Origin of the sequence: Pelagibacterium xiamenense, from assembly GCF_021166475.1 — a bacterium.
Classification (GTDB): Bacteria; Pseudomonadota; Alphaproteobacteria; order Rhizobiales; family Devosiaceae; genus Pelagibacterium; species Pelagibacterium xiamenense.
Genome location: NZ_JAJOYS010000002.1, coordinates 703,103 through 723,554, shown reverse-complemented (window position 1 = coordinate 723,554; position 20,452 = coordinate 703,103). Strand labels below are relative to the sequence as shown.

General features: G+C 63.1%; 18 protein-coding genes. 11 read left to right on the top strand and 7 right to left on the bottom strand.

All coding sequences use genetic code 11. From position 1 onward, the window contains the following. Window positions 1-24 precede the first annotated feature (24 nt). The 5 genes from LSG43_RS11465 (at window position 25) to ykgO (ending at window position 4,111) form a co-directional block, all read left to right on the top strand. On the top strand, window positions 25-948 hold the full coding sequence (locus LSG43_RS11465) for an ABC transporter permease subunit (protein ID WP_231804209.1): 924 nt from the start codon (window positions 25-27) through the stop codon (window positions 946-948). Beyond that, on the top strand, window positions 948-1,868 hold the full coding sequence (locus tag LSG43_RS11460; protein ID WP_231804207.1) for an ABC transporter permease: 921 nt from the start codon (window positions 948-950) through the stop codon (window positions 1,866-1,868). The genes LSG43_RS11465 and LSG43_RS11460 overlap by 1 nt, the downstream gene beginning before the upstream one ends. Before the next feature lie 2 nt (window positions 1,869-1,870). Next, complete coding sequence (locus tag LSG43_RS11455) at window positions 1,871-2,860, top strand: ABC transporter ATP-binding protein (RefSeq protein ID WP_231804205.1); 990 nt, start codon at window positions 1,871-1,873, stop codon at window positions 2,858-2,860. Then, complete coding sequence (locus LSG43_RS11450; RefSeq protein WP_231804203.1) at window positions 2,860-3,849, top strand: ABC transporter ATP-binding protein; 990 nt, start codon at window positions 2,860-2,862, stop codon at window positions 3,847-3,849. The genes LSG43_RS11455 and LSG43_RS11450 overlap by 1 nt, the downstream gene beginning before the upstream one ends. Window positions 3,850-3,985: 136 nt before the next feature. Further along, window positions 3,986-4,111 (top strand): type B 50S ribosomal protein L36, encoded by a 126-nt coding sequence (gene ykgO / locus LSG43_RS11445; RefSeq protein WP_231804201.1) that lies wholly within the window; start codon window positions 3,986-3,988, stop codon window positions 4,109-4,111. A 133-nt stretch (window positions 4,112-4,244) separates the two neighbouring features. Here ykgO and pyk read toward each other — a convergent pair whose 3' ends face one another. Together pyk and LSG43_RS11435 are read right to left on the bottom strand one after the other, a co-directional pair. Continuing rightward, the gene (gene pyk / locus LSG43_RS11440; RefSeq protein WP_231804199.1) at window positions 4,245-5,681 is read right to left on the bottom strand and encodes a pyruvate kinase; all 1,437 of its coding nucleotides are present in this window, start codon (window positions 5,679-5,681) and stop codon (window positions 4,245-4,247) included. Then, the gene (locus LSG43_RS11435; RefSeq protein ID WP_231804197.1) at window positions 5,678-6,136 is read right to left on the bottom strand and encodes a DUF1036 domain-containing protein; all 459 of its coding nucleotides are present in this window, start codon (window positions 6,134-6,136) and stop codon (window positions 5,678-5,680) included. Before LSG43_RS11435 ends, pyk begins: the two co-directional genes overlap by 4 nt. 221 nt (window positions 6,137-6,357) lie before the next feature. Between LSG43_RS11435 and LSG43_RS11430 the strand changes: the two genes are divergently transcribed. Further along, window positions 6,358-6,642, top strand: a complete 285-nt coding sequence (locus LSG43_RS11430) for a DUF2312 domain-containing protein (RefSeq protein WP_231804195.1) — start codon at window positions 6,358-6,360, stop codon at window positions 6,640-6,642. Between the two features lie 28 nt (window positions 6,643-6,670). On the opposite strand, the gene LSG43_RS11425 is transcribed toward LSG43_RS11430, so the two are convergent. The 5 genes from LSG43_RS11425 to LSG43_RS11405 form a co-directional block, all read right to left on the bottom strand. After that, window positions 6,671-7,555 (bottom strand): alpha/beta hydrolase family protein, encoded by an 885-nt coding sequence (locus LSG43_RS11425; protein ID WP_231804193.1) that lies wholly within the window; start codon window positions 7,553-7,555, stop codon window positions 6,671-6,673. 87 nt (window positions 7,556-7,642) lie between these two features. Then, a complete protein-coding gene (dxs, locus tag LSG43_RS11420; protein ID WP_231804191.1) occupies window positions 7,643-9,583 on the bottom strand; it encodes a 1-deoxy-D-xylulose-5-phosphate synthase in 1,941 nt (646 codons plus the stop codon). Between the two features lie 120 nt (window positions 9,584-9,703). Then, window positions 9,704-11,428, bottom strand: coding sequence for a peptidoglycan L,D-endopeptidase MepK (gene mepK / locus LSG43_RS11415; RefSeq protein ID WP_231804189.1), 1,725 nt, complete (start codon window positions 11,426-11,428; stop codon window positions 9,704-9,706). A gap of 189 nt (window positions 11,429-11,617) precedes the next feature. Next, complete coding sequence (locus LSG43_RS11410) at window positions 11,618-13,270, bottom strand: L,D-transpeptidase family protein (RefSeq protein WP_231804187.1); 1,653 nt, start codon at window positions 13,268-13,270, stop codon at window positions 11,618-11,620. Window positions 13,271-13,451: 181 nt separating this feature from the next. Continuing rightward, complete coding sequence (locus LSG43_RS11405) at window positions 13,452-14,939, bottom strand: sigma-54-dependent transcriptional regulator (RefSeq protein WP_231804185.1); 1,488 nt, start codon at window positions 14,937-14,939, stop codon at window positions 13,452-13,454. 207 nt (window positions 14,940-15,146) lie between these two features. Between LSG43_RS11405 and LSG43_RS11400 the strand changes: the two genes are divergently transcribed. From LSG43_RS11400 to LSG43_RS11380, 5 genes are all read left to right on the top strand, one after another. Then, window positions 15,147-16,961, top strand: coding sequence for a M3 family oligoendopeptidase (locus LSG43_RS11400; RefSeq protein WP_231804183.1), 1,815 nt, complete (start codon window positions 15,147-15,149; stop codon window positions 16,959-16,961). 19 nt (window positions 16,962-16,980) lie between these two features. Then, window positions 16,981-17,154, top strand: a complete 174-nt coding sequence (locus LSG43_RS11395; protein ID WP_231804181.1) for an aa3-type cytochrome c oxidase subunit IV — start codon at window positions 16,981-16,983, stop codon at window positions 17,152-17,154. Window positions 17,155-17,278: 124 nt separating this feature from the next. Next, entirely contained in the window at window positions 17,279-18,715 is a 1,437-nt protein-coding gene (locus LSG43_RS11390; protein WP_231804179.1) for a Re/Si-specific NAD(P)(+) transhydrogenase subunit alpha, read from the top strand. Next, the gene (locus LSG43_RS11385) at window positions 18,715-19,017 is read left to right on the top strand and encodes a proton-translocating transhydrogenase family protein (protein ID WP_231804681.1); all 303 of its coding nucleotides are present in this window, start codon (window positions 18,715-18,717) and stop codon (window positions 19,015-19,017) included. The genes LSG43_RS11390 and LSG43_RS11385 overlap by 1 nt, the downstream gene beginning before the upstream one ends. 9 nt (window positions 19,018-19,026) lie before the next feature. Then, complete coding sequence (locus tag LSG43_RS11380) at window positions 19,027-20,430, top strand: NAD(P)(+) transhydrogenase (Re/Si-specific) subunit beta (RefSeq protein WP_231804679.1); 1,404 nt, start codon at window positions 19,027-19,029, stop codon at window positions 20,428-20,430. The last annotated feature ends 22 nt before the right edge of the window (window positions 20,431-20,452 follow it).

Below are 20,452 nucleotides of genomic sequence, written 5' to 3'. Positions count from 1 at the left end.
CCGTGGGAAGATCGGTACCTCACCATGATCAACTATGTGCTGCGCCGGATACTTGCGGCGCTCCCCATCGCGTTTATCGCGATCACGCTTTGCTTTATCGTCATGCGCGCCGCCCCGGGCGGACCGTTCGACCGGGAACGGCCGTTGCCGCCTGCCGTGATGCAGAACGTCCTGGCGCACTACAATCTCGATAAGCCGCTCTGGGAACAGTATTGGATCTACGTCTCCGGCGTGCTGCAGGGCGATTTCGGGCCGTCGATGACGTCTTACGACTTCTCGGTCAGCCAACTCCTCGCCATCGGTCTGCCGTTCACGCTCATGCTTGGCATGATTGCGTTCGTTCTCGCGACGGCGGTCGGGATAATCGCGGGCATCATTGCCGCAGTGAAACAGAACCAATGGCCGGACTATATTCTCGTTTTCGCCGTCATGATCGGCGTGATCATTCCCAACTTCCTGATGGCCGCGCTCCTGCAGCTCGGCATCGGGGTGCATCTGGGGTGGTTGCCGGCCGGCGGGTGGCCGGGCTTTTCGATCCCGCACCTGATCATGCCCGTGCTCGTTCTCTCATGGCCGCATGCAGCGCGTATTTCGCGGCTGATGCGCGGCTCGATGATCGAGGTTCTGGGCACGAACTATATTCGTACGGCGAAATCCAAAGGCATCGGCGAGAGGCTCATTCTCGCGCGGCACGCGGTCAAGCCTGCGCTCATTCCCGTCGTTTCCTATCTCGGGCCGGGGCTGAGCTATCTGCTCACCGGGTCGCTGGTGGTCGAACAGGTCTTCGGGCTGCCGGGGATCGGGCGGTACTTCATCAATGCCGCGCTCAACCGTGACTACGGGCTCGTGCTCGGCACGACAATTTTCTACGTGATCCTCATCCTCATTCTCAATCTCCTGGTCGACATCGTCTATGCGTGGATCGATCCCAAAGTGAGGTACCGCTGATGCCCGGACTGACTGGTAAAGACGCCACGCTGTCCGCATATGCGGACAAGCTCGAGCAGCTCGATGCGCCCAAGGGGCGCTCGCTTACGCAGGATGCGCTGCGCCGGCTATCCAAGAACAAGGCGGCGATGGTTTCGATCTTCGTTCTGGCCGCCATTATTCTGATTGCGTTCGTTGGACCCTATTTCGTCCCCTGGGGGGTAGGCGAGGTCGACTGGACGTCGATCCGCAAGCCGCCCGATTTCGAAAAAGGGCACTTCCTCGGGACCGACCAGAACGGGCGCGACCTGCTCGCGCGGCTTCTGCAGGGAACGCAGATGAGCCTCACCGTTGCAGCGGTGGCGACCATCGTTTCGGTGTTCATCGGCGTCGTCTATGGCGCGGTGGCAGGCTATTTCGGTGGCCGGGTGGACGCGGTCATGATGCGCTTCGTCGATATCATGTACGCACTGCCCTATATCCTGTTCGTCATCATCCTCGTTGTCATTTTCGGGCGGTCGCCGATCCTGCTGTTTATCGGTATCGGTGCGCTTGAATGGCTAACCATGGCGCGGATCGTGCGCGGACAGACGCTGTCGCTCAAGGAACGGGAGTTCATCGAGGCGGCGCGTGCCGGCGGGGCCAAACCCTTCACCATTATCATGCGTCACATCGTGCCCAATCTCACGGGACCGGTGGTGATCTATGCGACGCTCACCATTCCCGAGATCATTCTGACCGAGAGCTTCCTCTCGTATATCGGGCTTGGGGTACAAGAGCCGCTTACTTCGCTCGGCACGCTGATATCCAATGGCGGGCCTGTGGCGGAAGTCATGCCCTGGCTGCTGATCTTCCCCGCCATCGTGTTGGTCACCATGCTCTTGTGCCTCACCTATATCGGTGACGGCTTGCGCGACGCCCTCGATCCAAAGGACCGGTAACCATGTCAGATACGGTATTGGACGTTAAAGGCCTTTCGGTCACGTTCGAGCTGCACGACCGTGAAGTGCGTGCGGTCACGGACATGAACTTCTCGCTCAAGGCGGGCGAAACACTGGCAGTGGTCGGGGAATCGGGTTCGGGCAAGAGCCAGGCCTTTCTTTCGATCATGGGTCTTCTTGCACGCAACGGACGCGCGACGGGCAGCGCCAAGCTGGCCGGTACCGAGCTGGTTGGAATGAATCCGCGTGATCTGGATGAGATCCGCGGCAGAGACATCGCGATGATCTTCCAGGATCCCATGACCTCGCTAAATCCCTATATGCGGATTTCCGAGCAGATGGTGGAAGTGCTCGAGCGCCACAAGCGGATGAAGCCCGCCGAGGCACTCGAGCGTGCGAGAACAATGCTCGAGACGGTGCGCCTCCCGGACGCCAAGCGTGTGATCCGTGCGTATCCGCATGAGCTTTCGGGCGGTCAGCGGCAGCGCGTGATGATCGCCATGGCGCTTTTGTGCGAGCCCAAGGTGCTCATTGCGGACGAGCCGACGACCGCTCTGGATGTGACCGTGCAGGCCCAGATGCTCAAGCTCTTCGAGGAACTGACCGATACGTTCGACACGGCGCTCGTGATGATTACGCACGACTTGGGCGTGGTGGCCGGCCTCGCCGACCAGATGATGGTGATGTATGCGGGCCGGGCAGTCGAAAAGGGCAATGTCGACGAACTGTTCTACAGCCCCCGTCATCCCTATACGCTCGGCCTTCTCCATTCGACGCCGCGTGTGGAGAACAAGCGCGGGCGGCTCGACCCGGTGGCGGGGTTGCCCCCCAATCTCACGCATTTGCCTCCGGGTTGTGCGTTCAATCCCCGCTGCGCTTTCAAGACCGATCAATGCGTCAAGGAACGGCCGGCACTCATTCCGCGCACCGATGGCCGCGTGACGGCCTGCTTCCATGACGACGCCGTGAAAGAAAAAGAGAAGGTGGCCTGATGCAGCAAGATCCAGGCGTGCTTTTGAACGTTGAAAACCTCACCAAGACCTTTGAGATCCACGCCGGTTTCATGCGCCAGCCGTTGACGCTGACGGCTGTCGACAATGTGAGCTTTACGGTGGGGCGTGGCGAGACACTCGGCATTGTTGGCGAGTCCGGTTGCGGCAAGTCCACGCTGGGCCGCTGCATTCTGCAGCTTATCGAACCCGATGACGGCAAGGTCGTGTGGCTGGGCAAGGATCTGACCGCGCTTTCCAAGGATGAAATGCGCCGGACGCGGCAGGATCTGCAGATCATTTTCCAGGACCCGCTCGCTTCGCTCAATCCGCGCATGACCGTGGGCGAGATCATTGCCGACCCGCTCAAGACGCTGCGGCCGGAGATGAAGGCCAAGCAGCGCATGGCGCGGGTGATGGAGATGATGGAGGCGGTCGGGCTCCTGCCCGAGATGATCAACCGCTATCCGCACGAATTTTCCGGTGGCCAGGCGCAGCGCATCGGGATCGCCCGGGCGCTCGTCACCGAGCCCAAGCTCATCGTCTGCGACGAGCCGGTTTCGGCGCTCGACGTCTCGATCCAGGCGCAGATCCTCAACCTGCTCGCGGATTTGAAGGAGCAGTTCGGGCTGACGCTTGTGTTCATCAGTCACGACCTGTCGGTGGTGCGGCACGTTTCGGACCGGATCATGGTGCTTTACCTGGGCCGGATCGCCGAGCTTGCGACGAGCGAGGAGCTTTATACCGATCCCAGGCATCCCTATACGCGTGCGCTCCTGACCGCCGTGCCGATCGCCGATCCGAAGCTCGCGCGCGAGCGGACGATCGAAGGGCTCAAGGGCGAAATTCCCTCGCCGATCAATCCGCCGTCGGGGTGCTATTTCCGTACGCGCTGCCCGCATGCGCAGGAGCGCTGCGCGCAGGTAACGCCGCCGCTCGAACACATTGAGGGCGGGCGGTACGTCTCCTGCATCCGCTGGCAGGAGATTTAGCGCCGGGGGGCGAAATGCCGGCCGAACACGGCGTCAAGCCGCGTTGACAGACACCGGCTTTGCCCCTATGTTCCGCCCAACTTTTCCCGCGGTGCCTTGAGCCCGCGCCATTCCCTTATTGTCTGAGGCAGTAGAAATGAAAGTCCGTAATTCGCTCAAGGCGCTGATGACCCGGCATCGGGACAACAAGCTCGTCCGCCGTCGTGGCCGCGTCTACATCATCAACAAGGTCAACAAGCGCATGAAGGTCCGCCAGGGCTGATTGCTGCTTGAGGCATTGAAATTGAAAAAGCCCGCTTCGAGAGAGGCGGGCTTTTTTTATGTTTGCATTCGGGAAGCGCCCCACCTCGTTCGCGGGCCAAACCCGCGGACGAGGGTGTCGGGCTTTGGCGCTTTTACGAGCCGCCGGCGCCGTCCTGTCCCACAAAGGCGATGCGAAGCATATTGGTGGCGCCGGGCGTGCCGAGCGGGACGCCGGCGGTGATGGCCACGCGGTCGCCCGGGCGGGCGATGCCCTCGAGGTAGGCGATGGCGCAGGCGCGGTCGACCATGTCGTCGAGCGAGATCGCATCCTCGGTCTGGACGCAGTGCAGACCCCACACGAGCGAGAGGCGCCGGACGGTGGTGATCTTGGGCGAGAGTGCGATGATCGGCTTGGCCGGGCGCTCGCGGCTGGCGCGGATACCGGTGGAGCCCGAAGAGGTGTAGGTCACGATCGCCGCAAGGTCGAGCGTTTCGGCGACCTGCCTTGTGGCAGCGGAGATCGCGTCGGCGGCGGTGGCCTCGGGCTGGGTGGCCTGGGCACGGATGATGGTCTGGAAATTGCCGTCCTGTTCGACGGCGACGGCGATCTTGTTCATGGTCGCGACCGCCTGGACGGGGTAGGAGCCCGAGGCGCTTTCGGCCGAAAGCATAATGGCATCGGCGCCCTCGAAGACCGCGATGGAGACGTCGGAAACCTCCGCGCGGGTCGGGACCGGTGCCGTTATCATCGATTCGAGCATCTGGGTGGCAACGACCACCGGCTTGCCCATGCGGCGGCACATGCGGATCATGCGCTTTTGCAGGCCCGGCACCGCCTCGAGCGGCATTTCAACGCCGAGGTCGCCACGGGCGATCATGATGGCGTCCGAAAGCTTGATGATTTCTTCGAGCTGGTCGATGGCCTGGGGCTTTTCGATCTTGGCCAATACGCCGGCGCGGCCCTGGACGATCTTGCGCACGTCGATGATGTCCTCGGGGCGCTGGACGAAGGAGAGCGCGATCCAGTCGGCCTCGACTTCGAGCCCGGCCTGCAGGTCGGCGCGGTCCTTTTCGGTGAGCGCGCCCATGCCAAGGAGCGTATCGGGAAGCGAGACGCCCTTGCGGTCGGAAAGCTTGCCGCCATAGACGATCGAACAGTTGATCGCTTCGGCGGACTTGGCAGCGACCTTGAGTTCAAGCTTGCCGTCATCAAGCAGCAGGCGGTCGCCGACCTTGACCGAGGAGAAGATCTCCGGATGCGGCAGGTGCACGCGGGTCTTGTCGCCGGGGGTTTCGGAGGTGTCGAGGGTAAAGGTTTCCCCCGGGGTGAGCATCACCGAGCCGTCCGCGAATTTGCCGACCCGCAGCTTGGGGCCCTGCAGATCGACGAGAATGCCGATGGGGTAGCGGATGGACTTTTCGACGGCCCTGATCTTTTCGACCGTTTCCCGCAGCACGTCGTGGCTGGCGTGGCTCATGTTGATCCGGAACACGTCGGCACCGGCGCGGACGAGTTCTTCGATGATCTTCTGATCGTTGGAGGCCGGACCGAGGGTCGCGAGGATCTTGACGCTGCGGGATCTTCTCATTGGGGTTCCTGGGTTATTGCGTTGGCCTCTGTCAATTGCAGCGTCCAATCGGTTTTGTCTTCTGTATCGAGTTCGAAAAAGCCGGTGCGCTCATAACCGCGCGCCAGACAATCCTCGACCCCGAATATGGTGAAGCTGGAATCCTGGGTGCACATGAAAACCGAGCCATCCCAGGCGCCGCCGCCGATGTCGTCGACGGCGTAAAGGTAATAATACCGTGCGTTCAACGGGCCCTGATAGACGATCGCGCAGGCCTCGGGGTTTGCCACCCACCAGCCTTCGGACTGCCAACCCGCGTCGGCGCGGTAGCCGAGCGCGATCGAGATGATGTTCTGGGTCTGGTTGCATACGCGCAAATCGGCACGGGCGGAATTGGGAAAGAGCGTCATGCCCCCGAGAACGGAGACAAGCATGAGGATGATGGCGGGCAAGCTATTGCGGAGCAATGACGGCAAGGTGACAGTTCGCATGGCTGGTTCGAACGCCTGACGGTTTGAGCAAAGAGGGGTACGTCTGTCAATTGCTAAGGCCATGTCTTGGCCGAATTACGTTACTGCCTAGAATATGGGCAAGTCGCGTAAAGGTGAGGGGGACTGGGTTGTGAGTAAGTGGAGCGGGCACTTGCACACAATGCCCGGTTGGGATTGATAAAGGTCCAAACGAAAGGAGTCCCATGATGGCCGACCACGGAATTGCACGCGATCAGCTCCGCGCCTTCATCGAGCGCATCGAGCGCCTGGAGGAGGAGAAAAAGGCGATCCAGGACGATATCAAGGAAGTCTATGCCGAGGCCAAGGGCAACGGGTTCGATACCAAGGTGATGCGGCAGATCGTCAGGATCCGCAAGCAGGACCGCAACGAGCGGGCCGAGCAGGAAGCGATCCTCGACCTTTACATGCACGCGCTGGGCATGGTTTTCGACGCGCCGGAGGGATATGCGGAAGCCGACGCGGCTGAGTAGTCCGCGTCCGCGCTAACGAGGGCGCGTTTCAACCCAGAAATTTGGCGAAAAAATCGAGCACCGCCCGCCGCATGGCGGGCGTTTCCTCATGTCCCGCCGCCGGGTCCAGGACACGTTCGAGCTTTTCTGGATCATTGGCATAGGCCGGTTCGAGGTCGGCCCAGGCGCGTTCGATTGCGGGCATGGGCGTCAGGGCATCCGAGCCGCCCAGGCAGACGAGCTGCGGGCGCGGTGCGATGCCGGCGGCGATACCGCCCGCGTCGGTTTCGGCAAGAAGGCCGGGGACGGTCATGTAGATGCCGTGCCCGTCATGGGCGCCCATATCGATCATGGTGCGCTGGTCGGCGAAGCAGTTGAGGTGCGCGACGGCCTTGAGCCGGTCGTCCAGGGCGGCAAGCCAATAGCTCAGCGTCGAGCCCATGGACATGCCGTAGGCGCCGATGCGGGTTGCGTCGACGTCGTCGCGGGCAGCGAGGTATGTGAGGGCGGCGGCCTGTTCGGAGAGCATCTGACCCATGAGACATTTGCCGTGCCAGAGGAGCGCTTTGGCGGCGGCGGACTCGCTGACGGTGTTGCGCTCGCCGAAAAGCGGCATGTCGATCGCCAGGGCGATGTAGCCGAGGCGGGCGAGAACGGGGCCGAGAGGCTCCTGAAGGTATTCGCGGCCATCGAGCATTTCGCGGGCGCCGATGGCGTAGCCACCGCCGTGGGAGTGGGCGTAGAGGATGGCAGGGCGCGGGGTTTCCATGTGCGTTGGGCGGGCGAGGATGCCGCGGACCGGCGTGTCGCCAATCGTCAGGCGGAGCGTTTCGAGCGTGTAGCCGTCGCGCTGCTCCGCATTTTTCGAGAGCAGGGTTACCGGGGGCTCTTCGAAACCGAGAATTTGGGCGAATCGCGCGCGGGGTATCGTCATCTTGTCCTCCTCTTGCCGGTAAAGTCTTAGCAAGAGCGGAAGGAAAGAAAACCCTGACGTCGAGAAAAACCCTGCCCTGTCGGGGGCTTAGGCTCGCTCGTGCCCTACGGCGCGGAGAGCCTTGAGGGCTTCGGCCTCGTCGCCGAAAGCCCTGAGGGCGGTTTCGACGATGGCCGCGCGGTCGAGGCCCGCCTGGGCATACATGTCCGTCTGGCTGGCCTGATCGATATAGCGGTCGGGCATCATCAGGGGGCGGAATTTTAGGCCGCCGTCCAAAAGTCCCAACTGGGCGAGACGGGTGGCGACGTGGGATCCGAACCCGCCGATGGCGCCTTCTTCGATTGTCAGCAGCACCGTGTGGTTGCGGGCGAGATCGGCGAGAAGCCTTTCATCGAGTGGCTTGGCGAAGCGGGCGTCCGCGACGGTTGTCGGGAAACCATAGGCGTTGAGGGTCTCCGCGGCGGCGCGGCATTCGGCGAGACGGGTGCCGAATGAGAGAAGTGCGACCTTGGTGCCCTCGGCGAGGATGCGGCCCCTACCGATCTCGAGGATTTCTCCGCGCTCGGGCATCTCGACGCCCACGCCTTCGCCGCGCGGATAGCGGAAGGCGATGGGGCCCTCATCATACGCCGCGGCGGTCGTGACCATGTGGCGCAGCTCGGCCTCGTCGCCGGCGGCCATGACCACGAAGCCCGGCAAGGTGGCCAGATAGGCGATGTCGAACGATCCGGCATGCGTCGGGCCGTCGGCGCCCACGAAGCCGGCGCGGTCGATCGGAAACTTCACCGGCAGCTGCTGGATGGCCACGTCGTGGACGACCTGGTCGTAGGCGCGCTGGAGGAAGGTCGAATAGATCGTGCAGAAGGGCTTGAGGCCCTCGGTGGCAAGGCCGGCGGCGAAGGTGACCGCGTGCTGTTCGGCGATGCCGACGTCGAAAGTGCGCGAGGGGAAGGCCTTGGCGAATTTATCCAGCCCCGTGCCGCCGGGCATGGCAGCGGTGATCGCGACGATCGCTTCGTCGCGCTCGGCCTCGGCGCTCAGGCTTTCAGCGAAGACCGAGGTATAGGACGGGGCGTTGGACGGGGTCTTGGACTGGGCGCCGGTGATAACGTTGAATTTCGAAACGCCGTGATATTTGTCGGCGGCTTCCTCTGCAGGGGCGTAGCCCTTGCCCTTCTGGGTGACGACGTGGATCAGTACAGGGCCGTTCTCGGCGTCGCGCACGTTTTTAAGGACCGGCAGGAGGTGGTCGAGGTTGTGCCCGTCGATGGGGCCGACGTAATAAAAGCCCAGCTCTTCAAAGAGCGTGCCGCCGGTCCAGAAGCCGCGGGCGTATTCCTCGGTCTTTTTGGCCTTGTCCTTGAAAAAGGGCGGCAGGATCTGGCTCACGTGCTTGGCGGCGTCGCGGAGGCCGCGATAGGTGGGGCCGGAGACGAGGCGGGCGAGATAGGCGCTCATCGCACCGGTTGGGGGCGCGATCGACATGTCGTTGTCGTTGAGAATGACGATCAGCCGCGCATCCATGGCGCCGGCGTTGTTCATGGCTTCGTAGGCCATACCCGCAGATATGGCACCATCGCCGATCACCGCGACGACGTTGCGCTTTTCGCCTTTCAGTCCCGAGCCCACTGCCATGCCGAGGCCTGCGGAAATCGACGTCGAGGAATGCCCGGCGCCGAAAGGGTCGTATTCGCTTTCCTTGCGTTTGGTGAAGCCCGAGAGCCCGTCCTTCTGACGCAGGGTGCGGATGCGGTCGCGGCGGCCGGTGAGGACCTTGTGCGGGTAGGCCTGGTGGCCGACGTCCCAAATGATGCGATCGTCGGGGGTCTCGAAGATATGGTGCAGCGCGACGGTCAACTCGACGACGCCCAGACCCGCGCCCAGATGGCCGCCGGTCACCGAAACCGTGTCGATCACCTCACTACGCAGTTCGTCTGCAAGCTGGCGGAGCTCTTCGTGCTTGAGCTTCTTGAGATCGGCCGGAGACGCAATTGTGTCGAGCAGCGGGGTGGATGGCTTTTCGGGCACTGAGATGACCTTGATTGTGAGGCCGGCGGTATCCGCCGGATTTGCCCCAAGATGTAGTCAGATCAGCGCCTTTTGGCAACCAAAGTGGGTGAAACTGGGGCGTTTGGTCCTAGAGCGTCCCTACGGCAGCGTCACGAGGATCGAGGGCATCGTGCCGAAACTCGACATGCCTACGCCCAGGGCCGCCGTGCGGCTGAAACCGGCGTCGAGCGTGGTGTTGCCCGGATGGGTCGCTGGGTCGAAATCGGCGTTGTCGGGCTCGGTCATGAAGCCGTAATGCGCGCTGGCGACGGAAACCGGGGATAACAGCGTCTCGGTGACGTGGCCGATATCGGGGGCGTAAAGTTCGCCCGGGCGGCTCTTGAGGCTCGCGAGCGCGTTGGCGGTGGCTTCGTCGGGCCTGCCGTCGACGGGAAGGATCGGGCCTTCGAAGAGGTCGGCGAAGCTTTCAAGCCCCATTTGCGGGTTTATGCCTGCGGTTTCGATGCGGTCGGGGTCGAGGATATCGGTGGGGACCGGTGTGTCGGAGAGGGCCGGGCGCATGACGGGCGCAGGTGCCTGACGGACGGCGGGATCCTCGTTGACGAGGCTGGCTGTGGCGCCTGGGGCTGCGGCATAGGCGGAGGCGACCACGGCGGGTGCGAAATCCGGGCGCGGCTGGGGTTCGGGCGCGTTCGCTTCGAGCGCGGCGATGGCGAGCGTGCCTTCATTGCCGCCCGCGAAGGCCGACGGAGTCGTGGTCCGCAACTCCGCGAGATCGCGCGAAAGCGAGGGGGGCACGGGCGCTTGCGCATCGGTTATGAGCGCGGCGACCTGCGTGGCGCCGGCGGCCGCGCCTTCGCGGACTTCGAAGGGGATATTCTGGGGGGCGGCTTCGGCAACCGCGGTCGCCGCGCCGAGCGCGTCCGGACGCTGAGGGGGCAGGTCCTCGAGCGCGACCGGTTCGGCAGGTGCGGGGGCCGTTACGGGGACGGAGGTGACGCTGCGCTGGGTCGGTGCGCTCGCGACCTGGGTCGGCTGGGGCGCTGGCTGGTCGTTGTTCGAATTGCCGCCACCGGTGAAGATATCCATCAGCGTGCGGGTGGGCCGGTTGCTGGCGACTTGTGTCTCCGACCCGCTGCCGCCGGTCAGGCTCGAGCCGGCGTTACAAGGCACGCGATGGCACTGGCTGTACTGCGCCTGGGCCCAGGCCCGGCCTTCCTGGCTCAGAACGTTGCCGTTCGAGGGGATGTGCAAGGTGCGTCCGTCAGGGAAGATCTGGCGCAGCTGCGCAGTCGTCATGCGCGGCCATGCGCGCACCGAGCCGGTATCGAGGTGGACAAAGGGGCTATTCGAGCTCGGATAATATCCGACGCCGCCGCCCTGAATGCGGAAGCCGAGTTCGCGGATCTTCGAAACCGGTACCCCCGGGATGTAAAAATCCATCGCCTTGCCGCGCATATGCTGGGAATTGTCAGCGACGCCCGATGAACGCGAAGCGAGCATGGCGTTGGTTTCGGGCGCGCGATAGGCGGAAACGATGTGGATCGGCTGGCTGGCGCCGGAGGCTTGATAGACTTCCCAAAGGATGTCGAACAGCGCCGGGTCCATGTCGGTGGCTTCGTTACGGCGCCAGTCACGCAGGAACCAGTTGAGCTCGTCAAGGCCGGACTGCACGTAGCGGCCGTTGCGCTTGAAGGTGATGCGCGCAGTTTCCTTGGTATGGGTATAATAGAGATAGAGCGTCCGCTCGCTGGCCGCGCTCGCCGGCACGGTCGCAGCCGGCACAATGGCGGTGAGCGCGAGAAGGCACGCCAACACCATGCGCATCACGCGTTCGTAAAACTCAGTACCCCTAAACGTCACGCCCGGATCGCCCGTATTTGTGTCAAATGCGACGGAAACGCTAACACAAACTCCATCTAGAGACTGTTAACGCTAACGGGGATGCAATTCCACCCTCTCCCGTCCGGTGCCGCTTATATGGGCAAATCGCGGCGCGAGTGCGGCGGAAATGTTACTGCATGCTTAACGCTTTATCGCAGCGAATCAGCGCTACATACCGAGCATTTCTATGACGCGGGCATTGTGGCCGTAGATGTCGCCATAGGACCGAACCTTGCCGTCTTCACCGACACGCAGGGTGAAATAGGCGATGTGAACCGGGACTTCACGCTCCATGTTGAACCAGCGCTCGCCGCCGCCCAGCGTGCTCTGGAGCGCGGCGACGGTGATGCCGGGCTCGTATTCGAGCAGCGCTTCGGCAAAGGCGAAGGGGTCCTGCACACGGATGCAACCGTGGCTCAAGGCGCGCATCGAACGGGCAAAAAGGCCCCGGGCGTTGGTGTCGTGCAGGTAGACGTCGTGGGAATTGGGAAAGAGGAATTTGACCTGCCCCAACGCGTTCGAGGTGCCCGGCCGCTGGCGGACGCGGAACTGGTTGGGGTTCGCCTGGGTCCAGTCGACGCTCCAGGGGTCGACGGCGCGGCCGCCAGAGAGCAGTTCCATGTTCTGGCTGGCGATATAGCCGGGGTTCGAAAGAACGCGCGGCATAACCTCGTTGCGCAGGATCGAGGACGGCACGTTCCAATAAGGATTGGTGACGACGTGCCGGATCAGATCCGAAAAGAGTGGCGTCTGGTTCTTGACGGTGCCGACAATGACCCGGGTGTTCCAGGCCGAATGGCCGTCACGCATAACGTCGAGGCGGAATTCGGGGACGTTGACGAGGACCGCGAAGTCGCCCAGGTCCTCCGGCATCCAGCGCCAGCGTTCCATATTGGCGACGATGTCGGGAATGGTCGCGCCATTGGCACCGTTCAATGCGGCGACCGTGGCCGGGCCGACGACGCCGTCGACGTTCAGACCCAGCTCGCCCTGAAAGGCTTCGACCGCGGCGACAAGGGTCTCGTCGTAAAGGTCGGGGGCCAGCGTCTCGTCCTCGGGCGCGGAGACGCCGAGGCGCTCGCGCAGGGCGGGAACGCGCAGATCGGTCATGCCGGGACGCAGGAGCTTGCCTTCGCCGATGACGATTGGCGCTTCGATCTCGCCCGCGTAGTGCCGGGCCAGAAGATCCCGCAGGGCGACGAATTCGCGATGGGTCGGGTGGTAGCTCATCAGCACGTCGGCCGGATCGTCGGCCGCTGCGAGCGCATCGAAAAGGGCGCTTTCGTCGATGCGCTTGGGAGCGGTGTCGATGTAGCCCGAAACCGTGCGCGGGTCGAGGCGGCCCGAATGGGCATCCTGAGCGTAGCGCAGCATCGCGGCAGAGAACGCGCCTTCGAGCGCGGCGAGTGCCTGCGGATCCCCCGCGGCGGCCTGGACGTCGAGCTCGGCGGTCAGATAGTCGTCGGGATCGAGACCCTGGAGGTGGGCGTCCTCGAACAGCTCGATCACGTCCTGCGCCTTGGCGGAGAAGGCGATGGTACCGTCCTGGTCCTCGGTGAGCCAGAGCGGCTCGAAATGGCGCGCGCCATAGAAATAGTAGAGCTGGCGGGCGTCGGTCTGCGAGCGGCTGCCGTTGGGTGCCGCATCGACAGCCTCGCGCAGGCCTTGCCGGATGGTGGTCGCCAGCGGATTTTGCGGCGGCGCAATGACGATGCGGGTCGCCTCGACGCCGCCGACCACGACCGATTCGAGTGCAAAAGCGGTGGAAGACAATGCCAGCGCGGATAGGCCGGCCAGCGCCCCAAGGATGATTTTCTTCATCAATAGCCCGGTTTCAAACGGTTTTTGCCCATAGCCCAAATTGCGCATTCAGCCCCGTCTGCGCAGTGGATTCGCCATTGCTTGCGGCGAACCTTGTTGATGCTCAAATCTAACCAGACGCAGCGGCGGCGCCAACACGGTGGCGGGTTTGTGAACAGCGTTTGACTGCCATCTGCGGTTTTCACGCAACATTGGAGCCCTCGGAACCATCGAGGCCGTACTCCTTGAGCTTGCGGTAGAGGGTCGAGCGCCCGATCCCCAGTTGCCGGGCGACCTGGGCCATGCGACCGGCGTTGAAGTCGATGGCGAAGGCGATGAGGTCTTTTTCGATCTCGGCGAGGGGCAGGAGGTTGCCGTCCTTGTCGAGGAAGCGGTCGGGGATCGATGCGGGGTTGATATCAGCCAGCCGCGGGAGCGGCGGGGCGTTGTCGATATGGATCGGAGCGGCGGGCGCTGCGGTTTGGGCCGCTTCGCTCCGGGCGGTCTCGGGACCGCGCACGGCAGCGAGGATCTGGGGAAAGTCGGCAGGCCGGAGCGTCGTGGTTTCCGCCAGGACGACAGCGCGGAAGATGGCGTTTTCGAGCTGGCGGATGTTGCCCGGCCAGTCGTGGCTCGTGAGCATCTCGAGCGCGCCGGCGTCGATGGCGCTGACGCGCCGGCCTTCTTCGGCGGCGAAGCGGGCGATGAAATGCTCGACGAGCGCCGGAATGTCTTCGCGCCGGTCGCGCAAAGGCGGCATGTAGATGGGGAAGACGTTGAGGCGGTAGTAAAGGTCCTCGCGGAAATGGCCCTCTTTGGCGAGGTTCAGGAGCCGCCTGTTGGTCGCCGAGATGACGCGGACGTTGACCTTGACGGGTTTGGATGCGCCGACGGGTTCGATCTCGCCTTCCTGCAGCGCGCGGAGGAGCTTCACCTGGGTTTCGGGTGGGAGTTCGCCGACTTCGTCGAGAAACAACGTGCCGTTGTGGGCTTCGCGGAATTTGCCCGGGGCGTTCGCGACCGCGCCGGTGAAGGCGCCTTTGACGTGACCGAAAAGGATCGATTCAACGAGGTTTGGGGGGATCGCGCCGCAATTGACGGTGATAAAGGGCTTGCCGGCGCGGTCGCCCGAACCCTGAATGGCGCGGGCGAGGACTTCCTTGCCGGTGCCGGATTCGCCCTCGATCAGGACCGGGATCGTGCTCGTGGCGGCCTTCTTGCCCAGCGCAATGGCGCGGCCGACGGCGGCGCTCGTGCCGATGATATGCGTGAAACCGAACGTGCCGGCACGCTTGTCGCGTTCGGCGCGCAGGGTGGTTTCGAGCGTGCCCATCTTCATGGCGTTGCGCAGCGAGATGGTGATGCGCTCGGGGGCGACGGGCTTGACGAAGAAGTCGCTGGCACCGAGGCGCATGGCGGAGACCACGGTGTCGAGCGAGGATTGCGCGGTCTGGACGATGACCGGGATGACGATCCCTTCGCGCTTCATCGCCTCAAGGACGGCCATGCCGTCCATGTCCGGCATGACGAGATCGAGGATCATCGCGCCGATGCCTGCGGTCCTGCGCAAGACGGTCATCGCCTCGTGGCCGGACTCCACAGCGATAGGATCAAAGCCCGCCTTGGAGACGGTCTCACTGGTCAGACGGCATTGGATGGGGTCGTCATCGACGATCAGGACTTTGTGCATACTTACCCGCGACTGGATACGCATTTCAGCCGGCCCCGTGCGAATCGCAGGTGTGCCGATATGGGGCAGGCTATGTCCGATCGCTTAACAGGGTTTTAAGCACGCATGACCGCCGAACGGGCCTTGGCACCCGCAATGGCGCTGGATAAGGTGCGCGCCGGGAAATCTCCCGATTTTTGCCTGCCTCGATCCGCTCGGAGTTCACAGATGACCGCAGCCCAGCCGCAAGCAAGCCAAAACGCGTTCGGGGAGTTGCCCGAATGGGATCTCTCGGATCTTTATCCCGGGGTGGAGTCGAGCGCACTTGCGGACGATCTCGCGCATCTCGACACCGAAACCAGGGCATTCGAGGCCGATTACAAGGGCAAGCTCGAGGCGCTCGCGGGGGAAGACCGGCTCGCCGAAGCGGTCCAGCGCTACGAGGCGCTTGAAGGCGTGATCGGGCGGATCGGCTCGTTTGCCTATCTCAACTACGCGCAAAATACGGGCGATCCGGACCGGGTGAAATTCCTGGGCGACATGCAGGAAAAGATTACGAGCCTGTCGACGCGACTGATCTTCTTCACCCTGGAAATCAACCGCATCCCCGATACGACGCTCGATGCGGCATTCGATCGCGACACGGCACTTGCCTATTACAGGCCGTGGTTCACCGAATTGCGCAAGGCGCGCCCCTACCAGCTCGAGGATCGCGTGGAAGAGCTCTTCCACGACAAATACGTCACCGGGCACGCGGCGTGGAACCGGCTTTATGACGAGACGGTCGCGGCGCTGAAGTTCGATGTCGACGGGGAAACGCTGGGGATCGAGCAGACGCTAAGCCTGATGTCCGATCCCAAGGAGGAAAAGCGCAAATCCGCGTTCGGAGCGCTGACCAAGACGCTTTCGGAAAATATCCGGCTTTTCACCCACATCACCAATGTGCTCGCCAAGGACAAGGAAATCGCAGACCGGTGGCGCGGGTATGAAGACATCGCCGATAGCCAGCACCTTGCCAATTCGGTCGAGCGCGAGGTCGTCGATGCGCTCGAAAAGGCGGTGATCGAGGCCTATCCGCGGCTTTCGCACCGCTACTACCAGATGAAGGCAAAGTGGTTCGGCAAGGACAAGCTTGACGCCTGGGACCGCAACGCACCGCTGCCCGACAGCGACGACAGGGTGTTCGACTGGGAGACGGCGAAGACGACGGTGCTCGACGCGTACGGACGGTTCTCGCCAAAACTCGTCGAGATCGCCGAGCCGTTCTTTTCCAACGGGTGGATCGACGCGCCGGTGCGCGAGGGCAAGGCGAGCGGTGCATTCGCGCACCCGACGGTCACCAAGGTGCACCCGTATCTCATGCTCAACTATATGGGCAAAACGCGTGACATCATGACTCTCGCGCATGAACTGGGGCACGGTGTGCACCAGCGGCTGGCGGCCGGGCAAGGCGAGTTGATGGCGTCCACACCCCTTACTCTGGCGGAGACCGCGAGCGTTTTCGGGGAGATGCTGACCTTCCGCGCGATCCTCGAAAAAACCACCGATCCCAGGCAGCGCAGCGCGTTGCTGGCCTCCAAGATCGAGGACATGCTCAACACGGTCGTGCGGCAGATCTCGTTCTACTCGTTCGAGCGCAAAGTGCATACGGCACGCCGGCAGGGGGAATTGCGGACCGAGGAGATCGAGGCCTTCTGGATGGACGTATCATCCGAAAGTCTAGGTCCCGGAATTCGCCTCAACGATGGATATAAAGTCCTATGGTCGTATATAGGACATTTCATACACGTGCCCTTCTACGTCTACGCCTACGCGTTTGGCGATTGCCTTGTGAACTCGCTTTACGCGCAGTATGAGAAGGCATCCGAGGGCTTTGCCGAGCGGTATTTCGACTTGCTCAAGGCCGGGGGATCGAAACACCATTCCGAACTTCTGGCGCCGTTCGGTCTTGATGCCCGCGACCCGGATTTCTGGTCGCTGGGCCTTTCTATGATCGAACGGCTCATCGACGAACTCGAAGCCGTCCAGTCCGAAAAAGGCTGAATATACTAGGGGAAAGACTATGGCAGAACAGCAGAGCGCAACCTTCTCGAACAAGCCGGTCAGCGCCAAACAAAAAGAAGTCGACTTCGCCGAGCACGAGCGCACATACGGCGCGTTCATGCGGCTGACCAAATGGGGTGTCATTGCCGTGGTGGCGCTGCTCGCCATTCTCTATCTCACACTCGTCTACTAAGGCCGTACCCCGGATCATTCCAAGCCAGGGGGAAAGCAGGCCAGCGGATTTCGGCCATGGGCCGGGAAGCGATGGAACAGGGGCACCTGCCGCAGGCGGCAGGCCGTGCCGGAAGGGACACTTCATGAAAATAGCTATATTGCGGGAGCGCGCCGGCGGGGAGACCCGTGTCGCCGCGACGCCCGAGACGATCGCGAAATTCATCGGGCTGGGCGCGAGCGTCAGCGTCGAAAAGGGGGCGGGCGAAGCCTCGCGCATCCTTGACAGTCATTATACCGATGCCGGGGCAAAGGTTGAAGCGACCGCAGCGGCGGCGCTCAAGGACGCCGATATCGTTCTGACGGTGCGGCGGCCGCAAGCGAGCGCGCTCAAGGGCGCGAAAAAGGATGCACTGGTGATCGGCGCGCTCGACCCTTACGGGCACGAGGACGACATTGCCGCACTCGCCAAGGCCGGGTTCTCGGCGTTTACGATGGAATTCATGCCGCGCATCACCCGTGCGCAGGTGATGGACGTGCTTTCGAGCCAGGCGAACCTCGCAGGCTATCAGGCGGTGATCGAAGCATCGCACGCTTATGGCCGCGCGCTGCCGATGATGATGACGGCGGCGGGTACGGTGCGCGCGGCGAAGGTCTTCGTCATGGGCGCAGGCGTTGCCGGGCTGCAGGCGATCGCCACGGCCAAGCGGCTGGGCGGCGCGGTCTCGGCGACCGACGTGCGTGCGGCCGCCGGTGAGCAGGTGGAATCGCTGGGCGCGAAGTTCATCATGACCGATGCCCTCAAGGACGCTTCGGGCGAGGGCGGGTATGCCCGCGAATTGACGAAGGAAGAGCAGGCCGCGCAGGCGGAACTCGTCGCGGCGCACATTGCCAAGCAGGATATCGTCATCACCACGGCGCTGATTCCAGGCCGTCCGGCGCCGAAACTCGTCACCAAGGCGATGGTGGAATCGATGGCGCCGGGCTCGGTGATCGTCGATCTGGCCGCCGAACGCGGCGGGAACGTCGAATTGACCAAGCCGGGTGAGACAATCGTCCACAAGGACGTGACGATCATCGGGTTGACCAATCTGCAGGGCAGCATTCCTGCGACGGCATCGCAGCTTTACGCCAAGAACCTTCTGGCCTTCCTCGAGACCATGGTCGACAAGGAGGCCAAGGCGCTCAATGTCAATTGGGACGACGAACTGGTAAAGGCGACGCTTCTGACGCGTGGCGGCGCGGTAGTGCATCCGAACTTCGCGGATGTTCCGGCCAAGCCCGCCGCGAAGAAGGCGCCAGCCAGGTCGACAACGTCGAAGGCAAGCACCGCCAAAAGCGCGGGCGCGAAGGCGAGCACGGCTAAGGCGGCCAGCACTTCCAAGCCTGCGGCAGCGGACAAGCCTGCCGCAAAGCCCGCGGCCAGGAAGGCGCCCGCTGCGAAGTCGGGGGCTGCAGGCGCATCGACGGCTGCCAAGTCCACGGCGGCTAAATCCGCAGCCAAGCCTGCGGCCAGCAAATCCACCACGACACGCAAGACCACCGCGCGCAAGCCGGCGGCGAAAAAAGACGGAGACGCATGATGGGCGGTGTTGTCGATCCTTTCTTCTTTTTCCTCTCGATTTTCGTTCTGGCGATCTTCGTCGGCTATTACGTCGTCTGGAGTGTTACGCCGGCCCTTCACACCCCGCTGATGGCGGTGACCAACGCGATTTCCTCGGTGATCGTGGTGGGCGCGCTGCTCGCCGTGGGTGTCAACCTCGTCGACAATGGCGGGCCGGCGCGCTGGTTCGGCTTTCTCGCCCTCATCATGGCGAGCGTGAATATCTTCGGCGGGTTCCTCGTCACCCAGCGCATGCTGGCGATGTACAAGAAGAAGGGCTAAGCAGAGATGATTTCAGCAAATATCGCGGCCCTGCTCTATCTTGTTGCAGGGATCCTGTTCATTCTGGCCCTTCGCGGGCTTTCCTCGCCGACGCTTGCCCGTCAGGGCAACATGTTCGGCATGATCGGTATGGCGATCGCCATCCTCACGACGCTGGCCATTGCCGCGCCGACCGATCCGTTCGCCTGGGTATTGATCGTGCTCGGCCTCGCCATCGGCGGCGGCATCGGCGCCTATATCGCGCGCGGTGTGCCCATGACGGCAATGCCCCAGCTTGTTGCGGCGTTCCACTCGTTGGTCGGGCTTGCCGCGGTCTTCGTTGCGGCGGCGGCGCTTTACGCTCCGGTGGCGTTCGGCATCGGTGAGCCGGGGCATATCCATGCGCAGGCGCTCATTGAAATGAGCATCGGTACCGCAATCGGCGCCTTCACCTTCACCGGCTCGGTGATCGCCTTCGCCAAGCTCGACGGCCGTATGTCGGGCAAGCCGATCCTTCTGCCGAACCGCCACATGATCCACCTCGCCATAGGCGCGGCGCTGATCGTCCTGGTGATCGCCTTTGCGATCACGGCCAATCCGTGGCTCTTCTGGCTGGTGGCCATCCTGGCGCTGGTTCTTGGCGGCCTGATGATCATCCCCATCGGGGGCGCGGACATGCCCGTGGTGGTCTCCATGCTCAACTCCTATTCGGGCTGGGCGGCCGCAGGCATCGGGTTCACGCTGGGCAATACCGCGCTCATCATCACGGGCGCGCTGGTCGGCTCTTCGGGTGCGATCCTTTCGTATATCATGTGCCGGGCGATGAACCGGAGCTTCATCTCGGTGATCCTCGGTGGTTTCGGCGGCGACGATGCCGCGGCGGCAGCCGGGGAGGAGGAAGACCGGCCGGTCAAGCAGGGTTCGGCGGAAGACGCGGCTTTCCTCATGCAGAACGCGTCCAAGGTCATCATCGTGCCGGGTTACGGCATGGCGGTGGCGCAGGCGCAGCATTCGCTCCGCGAAATGGCCGACGCGCTCAAGGCAGCCGGTGTCGAGGTCAAGTACGCCATCCATCCGGTGGCGGGCCGTATGCCGGGGCATATGAACGTGCTCTTGGCGGAAGCCAATGTGCCGTATGACGAGGTGTTCGAACTCGAGGACATCAATTCCGAATTCCGGGAGGCTGACGTTGCCTTCGTCATCGGGGCGAACGATGTTACCAACCCGGCGGCCAAGACCGACAAGACCTCGCCGATCTACGGCATGCCGGTGCTCGACGTGGAGAACGCGGGTACTGTGCTGTTCCTGAAGCGCGGCATGAGCGCGGGCTATGCGGGGGTACAGAACGAATTGTTCTTCCGCGACAACACCATGATGCTCTTCGGCGACGCCAAGAAGATGACCGAGTCGATCGTCAAGACGCTCGAACACTGATCGCGGTCATTTAAATCGAAAT